The following is a 13396-nucleotide window of genomic DNA, read 5'->3' as shown; positions in this document are numbered from 1 at the left end:
CAATAAGCCCATCAACCCAAGTCATAGCTTCAGGATGTCTATAATCTGTTATACAGGCATCCAAAAGCTTTGCCTGTGCTAAAATCAGCATACCGGCACGACCGCAGGTGATGGGAAAAATGCCATGTTTGAACGCTTCACAGAAAAAGCCATTAAGGTAATCATGCTGGCCCAAGAAGAGGCCCGCCGTTTAGGTCACAACTTTGTTGGAACCGAGCAGATCCTCCTGGGTCTGATTGGCGAAGGCACTGGTGTGGCTGCCAAGGTGCTGAAATCAATGGGCGTCAATCTCAAAGATGCCCGAATTGAAGTTGAAAAAATTATAGGACGGGGATCAGGCTTTGTTGCCGTGGAAATTCCGTTTACGCCACGGGCAAAGCGAGTTCTAGAACTCTCCTTGGAAGAAGCACGCCAACTGGGGCATAACTACATTGGTACCGAGCATCTGCTGTTGGGCCTAATCCGCGAAGGGGAAGGTGTCGCAGCCAGGGTGCTAGAAAACCTCGGTGTGGATCTATCTAAGGTAAGAACCCAAGTCATTCGGATGTTGGGAGAAACTGCCGAAGTTTCACCAGGCGGTTCATCCGGGCGCACAAAAACCCCGACTCTGGATGAATTTGGCTCAAACCTAACCCAGATGGCGATTGACAATAAGCTCGATCCAGTGGTGGGACGCGCCAAGGAAATTGAGCGGGTGATTCAGATATTGGGTCGCCGAACTAAAAATAACCCAGTGCTGATTGGGGAACCAGGGGTTGGTAAAACAGCGATCGCTGAAGGTTTAGCTTCACGCATTGCCACCAAAGATGTCCCTGACATCCTGGAAGATAAACGCGTCGTCACGTTGGATATTGGTTTGCTCGTAGCAGGAACCAAGTACCGGGGTGAATTTGAAGAACGCTTGAAAAAAATCATGGATGAAATCCGCTCTGCGGGTAATGTCATTCTCGTGATTGATGAGGTACATACCTTAATTGGTGCGGGTGCAGCCGAAGGTGCAATTGACGCAGCAAATATCCTCAAGCCAGCTTTGGCCAGAGGTGAGTTGCAGTGCATCGGAGCTACAACCCTAGACGAATACCGGAAGCACATCGAGCGAGATGCAGCACTAGAGCGGCGTTTCCAACCAGTGATGGTTGGCGAACCTACAGTTGATGAAACAATTGAAATTTTGTATGGTCTGCGCGAACGCTACGAGCAACACCATAAACTGAAAATCTCCGACGAAGCATTGGTAGCAGCGGCGAAGTTATCAGACCGTTACATTAGCGATCGCTACCTTCCAGATAAAGCCATCGACTTAGTTGATGAAGCTGGTTCTAGGGTGCGCTTGATTAACTCTCAACTGCCACCCGCAGCCAAAGAGTTAGATAAAGAACTGCGTCAGATATTAAAAGAAAAAGATGACGCGGTGCGCTCTCAAGACTTTGATAAAGCTGGAGAACTGCGCGATCGCGAAATGGAAATCAAAGCTGAAATCCGAGCGATCGCTCAAAGCAAGACCAATGCAACTGGCACAGAAGGTGAAGAACCTGTAGTTACAGAAGAAGACATTGCCCACATTGTCGCTTCTTGGACTGGGGTACCGGTGAACAAACTCACCGAATCTGAATCTGAAAAGCTGCTGCACATGGAAGACACCTTGCATCAGCGTTTAATTGGTCAAGACGAAGCTGTGAAGGCAGTTTCACGCGCAATTCGTCGCGCTCGTGTCGGTTTGAAGAATCCCAACCGACCCATAGCTAGCTTTGTCTTCTCTGGGCCTACTGGTGTAGGTAAAACCGAGTTGGCCAAATCCTTAGCTGCTTACTTCTTCGGTTCCGAAGAAGCGATGATCCGCTTAGATATGTCCGAATACATGGAGCGTCACACCGTCAGCAAGCTGATTGGTTCCCCTCCAGGTTATGTTGGTTATAACGAAGGTGGTCAGCTGACCGAAGCCGTGCGGCGGCGTCCTTACACCGTGGTGTTGTTCGACGAAATCGAAAAAGCCCACCCCGATGTCTTCAACATGCTGCTGCAAATTTTGGAAGACGGTCGGTTAACTGATGCCAAAGGTCGCACAGTAGACTTCAAGAACACCTTGCTGATTTTAACTTCCAATATTGGTTCTAAGGTAATTGAAAAAGGCGGTAGCGGTATCGGCTTTGAATTCTCCGAAGATGCCAGCGAGTCAACTTACAACCGGATTCGCTCTTTGGTGAACGAAGAATTGAAGCAGTACTTCCGTCCAGAGTTCCTCAACCGACTGGATGAAATTATCGTCTTCCGTCAGTTGAACAAGCCGGAAGTGACCCAAATCGCCGAAATTATGCTCAAGGAAGTATTTGGTCGTCTGACGGAAAAGGGTATCACCTTAGAAGTCACAGACCGCTTCAAGGATCGATTGATCACTGAAGGTTACAGTCCCAGCTACGGCGCAAGGCCATTACGTCGGGCAATTATGCGCCTGTTAGAAGATAGCCTAGCAGAAGAAATTCTGTCTGGTCGTATCAAAGATGGCGATACAGCCCTTGTTGATGTGGATGAAAATGGCATTGTCCAAGTTAGTTCTCAACAGCGCCGGGAATTGTTACCCCAAGGTGTTGAGTAAGATTTAGGGTTTGGGATTTAAATCTCAAATAAAAATTAGAAAACGGTAGAGTATTTATTACTCTACCGTTTTTTGTGTTATTTGATAATTTGTTTATCGAACTTTACGCCAAGCCGAAGTAACAGTTTTAGTTCCTGGTACTAGTTCAATCAGACCCTGCTCTCTAAGTCTATTAAAAGCCGCTTTGATAGTACTTTCAGAATCTACACTGGCGATTTGTCGTGCAATTTTGTTAGTTATATTTTCATGATGATTTAAGTATTCCATAATTGTTGATTCAATGGAAGCAAGGGGTTCATGTCGAATATAGACAATTACTGAGTTTTCTTGTTCAAGAATAACAGGAACCTTAAGTCTTAAACGAGTCATCGCATCAAAAGCTGTGTTTAAACCCTCACCTACGTCTTTATTGGGTGCTTCAGGAAATCTGTTAATAAGACGTACTATTACACCATTCCTTGCAAACTGTTCTTTCAAAATGTTATCTATTGTGATATGTCCGGGTAATCTACCGGGACTTTCAACTTCTACACGATTATCAAAGATGCGAATTTGCACGTCTTTTAAAATGCTATAGTCCCTATGAAGCACTGCATTAGTAATAATTTCATGTAAAACCTCATCAGGATATTCGATATGTTGTAACCTTCCTGCTTCCAATTTTGGGATTTCTTCAACTATATTCTTTGTCTTCTTTACTGCCTCAATAATTTGATCATACAAGCAGCCTTCAATGGTTATCGGATCAAAAGCCAAATTCTCCCTCCGACCTTCTTCATCAGCAGTCTTGTATCTATAGACTTTAACTCCGCATCTTTTCGGTAGTAAAGCTTGTGGTTCCTCAGAGAAAAGAAGAACACCAGCAACAGTTGGCTTTCCATTAATAATCAACTGTTGTTTTTTTAACCACTGTTCTGGCTCTGCTGACGGTATAACGCGAAGCATAAAACTAAGAATAGGAAGAGAGTTTGTAATAACTTCCATATCAGCCTTGACTGTAGATGTCTCGAAAGAATCTATACCCTTGTCAAGCCTGAGCCGTGCAAGTTTTTCCTCTGTATCTTGTGGTAGATTTTGTGCTCCAAGTCGCAAATATGGAATAGGCTTGTCTAAAGCTTTAACGATTTCTCGACTTTTATTAATGTCTACTTGAAGAACTAACCCAATACAATCATTACAGGACAAGAAAGTATAGCTATAGTACTGACCTAGTGGAAAGAGTTCTTGAAAAACTTGCAAATGAGCATTTGCATCTTCTTGATCAGCAAAACCACGCCAAGTACGTTGATTTTTCCCATCAATTTCAGTTTCATCAATTCCAATATAAACTTCACCACCACTAGCATTTGCAAATGCAGATATAGAGCGAGTTAGTTTGGCTGGTTTTATATCTATTGATTTCAAGTCTAAAAAGTGGCTTTCCTCAGATAATAGAATTTGACTAACCTGTTCACGATTAATCTTCTCAACTTGAATTGACATAATAATTTTTTTGTTAAGGCTTTAGTATAAAGTAATAATTATACTACAACTCAACAGTTGCTATGTTGAATTAAACTACTTGATTATGGGTATATAGTAGTTCCTGATATGGTAAAGTATGTTTTCAAAGCTACTAACCTTGGTAACAAAGATTTGGGTGTACTAAAGTCAGTAGCTACTCGTTAATTAGCCACCCACGCTCTATGCCGTTTTCAATTCCGCCAGTCCAGTCCATTTTCAGATGCTTCCGCACTTTATGAAATAGATGTTGAACGACAACTGGATTAATTGAATTTTTAACATATTTTTCTTCATACCTAAATTCTCGGTCAGTGTTTTTCTGCTGACGTAGTACGTAAATCTGGTCAACCTTGTACTTGCGAAGATTGACATCACTGATCAACTTAATCCACTCCATAAGTACAACATATAAACTGTTTGGATTCCTTGCCTTTAAGTCCTCTGCTGCTCGTGATGAACCTTCGAGCATAGTTTTATCAAGATATGTCTTACATTCAATTGCAACAACTGGAATATCGAAAATGTGCGTTTCGGTGTTTCCTGTAACTGTAACTTCAGAGTAGTTTTCCGGTTCCTCTTTAAGAAGTGAGAGTATTTCACCAGGATTTTCATCTTTCTCCGGTGGGGTTGCTGCTTCAAATGAGACTTGAATAGTGGCTCCAATTACAAAGTCATGATCTTTCTTTTTAATACGTGCATACGGTCGCTTCAGCATCTCAGAGTATTTTGGCGGCACAAAGAAAATATCTTTGAATGTATGTGATTTGCCGATAAGAGCATTTTCTCCAAAGTCTCTTACTAAATCTTTAAACAGATAATAGAGAAATTCCTCCAGCACGCTAGAGTGAAGGTTTGACTGAGAATCAAACTTCTCAGCATAGTGCTGCTGGTCTAAAAAATCCTTATATTTTGATAGAAGTTCTACCCTAGTAACAATAATTGCGTCATCTTGAGCAGTAGGTGTTGATGTCGGCCCAACTAATTCGAGATTACCTGAACGCCACTTATCATACTCAGTTCTAATCTCACTGAGATATTTTTTACTGTCAACATCTCTGTATTTTGTGCGGTGATTCTCCTTTTGTTCAAGATTAGAGCCGTGAACTAAAGGGTTCCTATCGCTTTTGGGCATAGCTCTAATTTCTCTTGAAGATGAAGTGCGATCGCTTTAGCAAGAATAGGTGGTACAGCATTACCTACCTGATTGTACTGGCAAAGAAACTTCTCGTCGAATCTCTCTTCTCGATGTAATAAGTTGTGAGATACAACAGTCTTCTTTCCTAGAAAACGATAAGTGTCAGGAAAAGATTGGATACGTGCCCCTTCACGGGCTGTCAAATTACGATGCTGGAAAGGATGAAGAAAATTAGCGTAAAACGAAGCGGCTATTGTATGTGATGGTTTATATGGATTTAAACGTCGGTTATTCTGGTCATAACTTATCTCAGATAACTCACCATTTCCACTACGGCGTCTAGCCCCATGTTCTTTTGGTGCATCTGAACTCGATTCACCCCATTTAATATGTTTAAAACGTTCTACAAGTCTCTGAGAATGATCCATTGCAACATGATTGTAAAGTGTTTGACTGCCATTTCTGATCCAGCTTTGATACTTATTGAGAGGTTCTGAAATATAAGGTTGTTCCTCTTCACCTTCATGTGCATTCAGTGGTGGTAAATCTGATATAGCATCCCACAAGCTTATGGCAGGAAGTAAACCCATGCAGGCAAATATTGATAATTGGGAGCTATTTATATGCAATAAATCTAAGGAGTGTGTTTTTGGAGGAGTACCTAATTCTTTTCCTCTTTTATTTCCAACAATAAAAATACGCTCCCTAATTTGTGGCACACCATATTCAGCAGCATTTAATAACCATACTTCTACAAAATATCCGAGATTTTCAAAAGTTTCTTTAATGATATCTGTTACCTTTCTACCTTCAATATTTTTGCGCGAAAGTAAACCTTTAACATTCTCCATTACAAAAGCTTTAGGTTGGAGAAAACATATCCACTCAGCAAAGTTAATGAATAGACTATTTCTAGGGTCTTTAGGATCTTTTTGTGCTGGCCCGGCAATACTAAAACCTTGACATGGAGGCCCACCAATAACAATATCCGGCTTGAAATGACAGATATCTTTAACGCTACTTGCAGTGTTTAAATCACGGATATCCTGTTGAATAACTGTCATATTAGGGCGGTTATGGCGCAATGTATCACAAGCCCAGGCATCAATCTCAACGGATAAAGGAACAGAGAAACCTGGCATCTCGAAACCTAGACCAAAGCCGCCAGCCCCAGCAAACAAATCAATAGTGATAGGTTGTGCTGTTAGCATAGACTCTTAATGTGGTTACTCATCTGGTTTACCTTCTAAACACTCTAGAATGATACCCTTATACCGCTTTGTCAACCTGCTACACAGTTATTCTGGTCAAGGTATCTGGATATAAGTAATTTTTAGTATTTTTAAGGGCAGTATCTTCAATCAATTGGCTGATTCTGAATCATATCTAAAGTGTCTTTAAAATGGGAGAATATAAAAAATCATTAGGAGGAATCACTCGTAATGATTGTGATAGTTACTGAGTGGACTATTGGCAAATATCACCGTATGATTGACACTAGCATTTTGAGCGATCGCAAAGTTGAAGTACTCAAAGGATAAATTGTCGAAATCTCACCCAAAGGAGAACAGGTTAAGCTTAATTCATCAGATAAAAACAGAAAATTTCTGTTATTTTACCTTTTTCAAAAGAAAAATTTAAACCTCCAGGGCTGGGTTCTTCAACTATGTAATTTAAATTGGTAACTTTACCATCTTGAGATATTTCAGTTTTTCCATAGGTTCTAATCACTTTTGATTGTCTGTCACCTACTTTTAGTCCATCTATGGTGGAATATTTAGAGCTAGTTGCTTTGATTTGATAAACAGTAAAGTTACTTGGTTTAGCACCTTCATCTAAATCAACTGTGATGCCTGCATATTTCAGAGTACGAACTTTTCCAATAGCAGGTATAAAGCCATTTTCTGCTTTTACGGGTTTACCTAAAATTTTCCTGACTTGTGCCTCGGACATAGAAAGTTTCACTCCACCTATTCCTAGACGTTCAAGAGTTATTCCTGTTGATTGATTATTGGTATTCTGAGAAATTTGATAGTTAGTGGTGGTAGCGTTTACTTGACTATGGGTGTAACTAGTCAAGGGAATAACAAAAGTAGCGATGCCTACGGCGATCTGCGCCAACACTAACGAAATTTCTCTTAACATAATTGCATACTCGACTATTTTATAGTTACTAAGCTCTCATTTCAGCCTGTGTATCAGTTTTATCACATGCTTTCTGGCATGTCTTTAGCTTTAATTGACTGATTCAGAATCAGACCTGAAGTGTCTTTAAAATGGGAAAATATAAATAATCATTGGGAGGGATCAATCGTCATGAGTGTGATAGTTGCTAAGTGGAAGATTGACGAATATCACCGGATGATTGACGCTGGCATTTTGAGCGATCGCAAAGTAGAACTACTCAAAGGAGAAATTGTTGAAATCTTCGCGGAAGGAGAACCTCACGCTTATAACCATTCTCAAGATATTTTATGCAGAGACACGATTTTACCCGCATCTCTACAATGTCTTTTCATGAGTTTTATTCTGCGTTCACAAATTCCAAATATCCATTGCTAAGTTCTTTCACTGCCAAATCATAAAATTGCTTACCATGTTCAGGCGTTGCTAAAGCCGGATTTGATCCCATACGTCCATCTGGATAACGCCCTCGAAAGTCAGCAGCGCTATAAATCCGATGTCCGCTTGCAACTTCTGGTGAAAGAGGTGCTTGCTTAATTGCCTCTGGATAAACATACTGTGTGAGTGCAACTTCACTTGGCGTTGCATGAGAACCTTCTTGATCCCCATATAATTCTTTAGCTAGCTTATATACAGAACCGCACATAAACCAGTTTGCCACTTGACATTGCACATATTGAGCATTAGGAATCTGCAAATCTTCTAAATGCGCGTAAGTTTCTGAAAAAGCAGCTTTGAGGGTAGCGATATTACCGCCATGTCCGTTAATAAAGTAGAACTTGCTAAAACCAGCTTTGGCTAAACAAGTTACATAATCTCGCACTACTTGAATTAAAGTGCTGGGACGCAGACTGATTGAGCCAGGAAAAGCAGTATGGTGCAATGCCATCCCCACATTGATTGTAGGGCCGACGATCGCTTGAGTTGCATCACCTACACCAGCTGCGATCGCTTCTGCACAAATAGCATCAGTACCAATTAACCCCGTTGGCCCATGTTGTTCTGTGGAACCAATAGGGAAAATAATACCCTTTGATTGCTGTAAATAAGCTTCGACTTCTTGCCAAGTACTTAAATGCAGTAACATTGTTTATGACTTTCCTCAATAAAATTGCGGTGGGAGCAAAGCTTTTGCTGCTAAACTCCCACTAACATGATTATGAACTCTCTGAATTTTCTGTGCTGGCGATCGCACAAGATCCCCAACTTCTTTTTGAGAAATCGAGGATCTTTGTCCACTGCAAAATTTGGAGATAATTATACTATCTATTTGTACGAATATTGTTTAGGGGATGCACTCGCAACGACTTTCGACAGAGATGGATATAAGCAATTTACCGATTCTGCCGCTTTATCCTACAATACTTGCTGTGAAACTCTCCATAATATAAATCAAAATTGATTTATGAAATTTTGCTTGTCTAGATAATCAACAAAATAAAGGGGATCAATTTTGATTTTTCGCTAATCAAAGTAATAATGCTTCTTTACATTCATTGTAATTTCCCATGTGCAGGATATACCAGCAGGAAAAATCACTAAATCGCCCTTACCCATTTGCACTGGCTGTCCACTATCAGGAGTAACAACTACTTCACCTTCCAAAAAGTAGCAAGTCTCTTGATAATCATAAGTCCAAGGGAATTTAGAAACTTCCTTTTTCCAAATTTCCCATTTAAAGACACCTAATTCTTTGAGATGTTCAAGTCTTAAGTTGATGCTCAATTATAATGTCCATATTGTGTTTTCTCTAGTTATATTCAGCAGTAAGATTGAATATCCTCTCCACACTGATCTACTAGATAACACAAAGCGCGAAAACGCAAGTAGACAAGTTCGTTATAAAGCGGATTCAGCTTGCACATTGGCGGAATATGAGCTATTTTGCGACCAAAAAGCATGATATCACGCTCGAATGGACACTGAGCAGGAATTAGTTTAGCAATAAATTTGGCTAATTTTCGATTCTGAATCTCAATTTTATCGAGCCATTGACGTAATGGTTGCAGTAAATCTAATTTAGGTTGAGCAGATTGCTTTTTACTACCTTTTTGATTTTTTTCTTCTAAAGGTTTAATAAAAGCAGGCAGAAAAATACGCTGATTCTGTGTTTTAAGCATAGTTTTAGGCAAGGTTTTCCTTGTGTAGATGAACTATTTACCGATTGAAAATGTTAACATGTAATATTTTTGGTCAATTTGCATTGTGCTTGTAGACTCAGAAGCAAAGTAAGCATAATGCAAACAATTTACATGCATCTTTGGTAAGGGAAATGGTTGAACTAATTGTTATTTAAGCCCACCAAATCATGAAGAACTGTCCCGTTAAATACAAAATAACAAAGAAAATATAAAAATGGCATTTCTTTAACTTATCGATTTCTAATCTTACAGATAGGAATCTTATATATTAAATATAAATGTCTAGTTCTGAAACTGACTAGTACCTAGAGATGTAGTTTATGGTAGATAAAGACAGTTTTGTTCTTACCCTATATACATTTCGCTAGGATTAGCCCCTAATATCTTTCGATTTTAGAATATTGAATATACATATAATTGTCTGATATCCTACACAAGCCAACCTAGATATTATCTAATAAGTAGCAATAAATCGATTGATAAGTCAAAACTAATATAAGGGACTTACACAAGAGCAAGGGGCACTTTTGCTGAGTAATTCTACAGGTTTTATAATAAGCTTTGTCCGGCTGCTCACTGTGAGATTTTGCCATTAGCACAACTTCTTCTAGAAAAGCATTGGCTATTTATTCTCCTCAGTCCTCACTCCCCAATTATGAAAAGCTTATTATTTAAAATATCTTAATCCAGTATTAACCTGATATTTGCTGATATATTCTACATTCTGTTGCTCTAATTTTGTCAGCAATTTAGGTGGAAATGTCTTTGGTGAATATATAGGACGATACCAGGGTTGGTTATTAAAGTAATTTTGCAATTCAACATTGTCAAAACGGCGACCATAACTGGCAAAAATCGAATTTCGCATAATATCGAGTTGAAAACCACTTTTACCATCTAAATCTGCATCAGTTACAAGTCTTTTAGAAAGCCAGAAATAATTGTTGAGAGTCGTGGGATCAACTGGCGGTATTGATTTAGTTGAGGAAGGTGATTGAGTTGGAACAGATGGGGTAGTTGGTGTCAATGTGGGAGTTTCTATCACTGGGCTTGTAACATTTGACGGTGTTTCTGAAGGTAATACTGTTTTATCTGCTGTAGGTTGAGAAGATTTTGGTAAAACCTGACTAATAATCACAGATGCACCAATTAACCCACCTGCAATCAAACTCCCCATGAGAATATTATTCTGACTATTACTATTTTGAGGGCTAGGCTGTGGTTTGACAGGCACTGTCTGAGGTGGCGGTGCAGAGACTACAGTTGGTTGAGTCAAGAGGGGTTGCGTCGGTGCAATTGGATTTGCTATGCTCTGCAAAGTGTCCAGCATTTCCCTGGCTGTGGGATAGCGATCGCGTGGATGATAAGCGATCGCCCGATCAATTACTCCTGCCATAATTGGGCTAACATGACTTGCGTACTGTCGCCACACAATTTCACCCGTCTGGGAATCCGTTTCTAGTTGTTGCGCCTGTTTACCAGTCAGCAAATAAATTACCGTCATTCCTAAACTGTATAAATCACTAGAATAAACTGGTCTACCTGCGGCTTGTTCGCTCGGCATATAGCCAGGTGTACCAATCACAATGGAACTGGTAGGATTACCTTGAGAATTTACTACTGTTCCCATTGACTCCCGCACAGCACCAAAATCAATCAGCACTGGTTTAGCATCCCGATGACGCACAATAATATTATCTGGCTTAATATCGCGGTGAACGATATGTTTAGAGTGAACGTAATCCAGGACAGGTAATAAATTCATGAACAATTCCTGGACAGCACCTTCACTAAATAGTCCCTGCTTCTGGACTTTTTCAGTTAAAGTATCGCCTTCAACCCATTCCTGAACTAAGTAAAATTCTCCACCTGAAGAGAAGTAGGCATATAATCCCGGAATTTGGTCATTTGCCCCACCAAGTTCTTCTAAAATAGCTGCTTCGCGTTGAAACCTCTCTTGCACTAACTGGTAAATTTGGGGATTATTGTGAATCGGTCTTAGCTGTTTAACCACACAAGGGCGCTTTGAAGGCATATAGCTGTCTTCAGCTAGATAGGTTTCACCAAACCCACCAGCGCCCAGTGTGCGGATAACTTGATAGCGATCGTTCAGCAGCTGTATTGTCATGGGAGATTACAAACGATATTCATAAGATAGTTTTCCCCAAAACTACCTTCATTTCAAATCTAGTAAACCTTCTTCTTTCAATTTAGGATTGAAGCGAATCTGCATTTGCAAACCACGCACTTCTAACAATTGCGTTGAAATTTCTGCTTCTACTCTCCGTGCCACGTTTTTAAGAACTTTTATTTGTGCTAATTCATCATTAGCTGGATTTTGATAACTTGCCTGTTCTTCAGGTGTCATTACAACTTTGACATCAATGGGATAAGTCCATTTTTCCTTTTGATCCCCATTTCCCCAAGGCACACTGCCATTTTCAGCAATCCAAGCATTTTCAGTATTTTCTAAAATTGTGCGACTAGGACGTTCAATAGTTTGAACTTTCACCCAATAGCATTGCTGTGGCTGACGAACTAAATGCTGCTTCAAGCTGAGATAAACATCACGAGAGTATCCTACAAATTGCAGTACCTTTTCTTGGTCAAAGATAGCATAGACCCCGATTTTACCTTGAAATTGTTCAGGTAATTGGCCGCGATCGTCTATATAGGGAATATATTCCAGAGTTGCCAAAGAAGAAAGATTTGTTTCAGAAGCCATAGATCAAATATCAAACTTACTATTTGCCTTAAAAATTGCGAATTAGAAAAAAACTATCTTTAAAATTATTCATTACTCAATTTTTGGAAAATTGCACAAAGGCGACTGGGCTTAAAAATCTTAGCACTGAACATGAAATTTGGTGGCACATTAATGATTACATACTCATCAGATTCATGATATTTTTCAAATTCTGCTGGCATTCCTTTAGTGGTAGTTAAGCTGTAAGGAACTGGTTGGAAAAGTAATTCTGTAAATTTAAGTCCCTCACACCCCAGCTGTTGGCAAATTTGATTCAAGAAAGTAACGCCTGTCAATAAATTGAATAGAGTTTCTTGAGCTTGTGCTTCAAGAGTGAAACTTCCATCAAAGTTCTGAACGATTTTAAGGGGCATTTTTCGTATTAATAGCTAGTTATTAACGACTAAGTGATGATAGAGGATAGGCAACAGAGTCATCCAAATATGCTGGACAACAAAGCCTACCTTTTTGTACAGATAAAGCTGGTTAAAAATAGCCACTTTATAGATCAGCCTATTGGATTATGGGACTTCTGTCAGCTACACGAAGAAGCTAGCATCGTTAAGAATCATGAAGATTTAGCAGATTTTTAGTGATAGTTAATTTCTCCCTAATGCTGTACGATACAACAAGTCTAATTATCTGAAAAATAATTAAGTTTCATCTGTCAACAAGGGTCATTTCGACAGTTTCTGGTAACGCAATTGCTATGTCTAAATTTATTTTTAGAAGGTAAAAGCCTTATCTAGTTGAGTTTTGGGATAATACCTAAATTTTTCCTTAGAGAGTGACAAGGCAACTCTAAGCTATGCAGGACAAAACTTTGAGAGGATGGTGAAGACAAAAAATAGGGAGTATTTTTGTGGCTCCCCTAGAAAAATATGTTTCCTGAATCTTACCAAAAAACCCTGCGTGTTTCTATGCCCTATCCCTTATGCAGCAAACTTTATAGGTAGCTTGTCACCCTCTGAGAAATTTTTCAATCAACCTGTATGTAGTAAATACTGCACAGTTAAAACTTGACGATTCTCATGATAAACAAAAAGCCCCAGGCTGTGGAGCGTGGGGCTTTTTGTTTGTATAAATGAGACCTG

The 13396-nt window shown here is 39.7% G+C and carries 11 protein-coding genes and 1 pseudogene; 2 read left to right on the top strand and 10 right to left on the bottom strand.

The window, feature by feature from the left end:
* Positions 1-124: 124 nt before the first annotated feature.
* On the top strand, positions 125-2593 hold the full coding sequence (locus HWQ43_RS30050; protein ID WP_292740456.1) for an ATP-dependent Clp protease ATP-binding subunit: 2469 nt from the start codon (positions 125-127) through the stop codon (positions 2591-2593).
* Positions 2594-2686: 93 nt separating this feature from the next.
* Here the strand turns inward: HWQ43_RS30050 and HWQ43_RS30045 are convergent, their stop codons facing one another.
* From HWQ43_RS30045 to HWQ43_RS30030, 4 genes are all read right to left on the bottom strand, one after another.
* A complete protein-coding gene (locus HWQ43_RS30045) occupies positions 2687-4075 on the bottom strand; it encodes an ATP-binding protein (protein ID WP_292740455.1) in 1389 nt (462 codons plus the stop codon).
* 175 nt (positions 4076-4250) lie between these two features.
* Positions 4251-5228: a Bpu10I family restriction endonuclease gene (locus tag HWQ43_RS30040; protein ID WP_292740453.1), complete on the bottom strand. Its 978-nt coding sequence runs from the start codon at positions 5226-5228 to the stop codon at positions 4251-4253.
* Entirely contained in the window at positions 5201-6442 is a 1242-nt protein-coding gene (locus tag HWQ43_RS30035) for a DNA cytosine methyltransferase (RefSeq protein ID WP_292740451.1), read from the bottom strand. Before HWQ43_RS30035 ends, HWQ43_RS30040 begins: the two co-directional genes overlap by 28 nt.
* A 367-nt stretch (positions 6443-6809) precedes the next feature.
* A complete protein-coding gene (locus tag HWQ43_RS30030) occupies positions 6810-7376 on the bottom strand; it encodes a hypothetical protein (protein ID WP_292740449.1) in 567 nt (188 codons plus the stop codon).
* A gap of 171 nt (positions 7377-7547) precedes the next feature.
* On the opposite strand from HWQ43_RS30030, the pseudogene HWQ43_RS30025 reads away from it, so the two are divergent.
* A pseudogene (locus HWQ43_RS30025) lies at positions 7548-7685 on the top strand (Uma2 family endonuclease); the annotation flags it as partial.
* A gap of 70 nt (positions 7686-7755) precedes the next feature.
* Here the strand turns inward: HWQ43_RS30025 and HWQ43_RS30020 are convergent.
* The 6 genes from HWQ43_RS30020 to HWQ43_RS29995 form a co-directional block, all read right to left on the bottom strand.
* The gene (locus HWQ43_RS30020; protein ID WP_292740447.1) at positions 7756-8502 is read right to left on the bottom strand and encodes a creatininase family protein; all 747 of its coding nucleotides are present in this window, start codon (positions 8500-8502) and stop codon (positions 7756-7758) included.
* 377 nt (positions 8503-8879) lie between these two features.
* A complete protein-coding gene (locus tag HWQ43_RS30015) occupies positions 8880-9140 on the bottom strand; it encodes a cupin domain-containing protein (protein WP_292740445.1) in 261 nt (86 codons plus the stop codon).
* A 35-nt stretch (positions 9141-9175) separates the two neighbouring features.
* Positions 9176-9535: a Mo-dependent nitrogenase C-terminal domain-containing protein gene (locus HWQ43_RS30010; protein WP_292740443.1), complete on the bottom strand. Its 360-nt coding sequence runs from the start codon at positions 9533-9535 to the stop codon at positions 9176-9178.
* 688 nt (positions 9536-10223) lie between these two features.
* Positions 10224-11684 (bottom strand): YARHG domain-containing protein, encoded by a 1461-nt coding sequence (locus HWQ43_RS30005; RefSeq protein ID WP_292740442.1) that lies wholly within the window; start codon positions 11682-11684, stop codon positions 10224-10226.
* Between the two features lie 48 nt (positions 11685-11732).
* Entirely contained in the window at positions 11733-12281 is a 549-nt protein-coding gene (locus tag HWQ43_RS30000; protein WP_292740441.1) for a GIY-YIG nuclease family protein, read from the bottom strand.
* 65 nt (positions 12282-12346) lie between these two features.
* Positions 12347-12676 (bottom strand): hypothetical protein, encoded by a 330-nt coding sequence (locus HWQ43_RS29995; RefSeq protein WP_292740440.1) that lies wholly within the window; start codon positions 12674-12676, stop codon positions 12347-12349.
* Between the last annotated feature and the right edge of the window lie 720 nt (positions 12677-13396).

The sequence above is a fragment of the Nostoc sp. JL31 genome (assembly GCF_017114965.1).
GTDB lineage: Bacteria > Cyanobacteriota > Cyanobacteriia > Cyanobacteriales > Nostocaceae > Nostoc > Nostoc punctiforme_A.
Note: the sequence above shows the minus strand (reverse complement) of the source record. Positions and strands in the feature narration are given on the sequence as shown.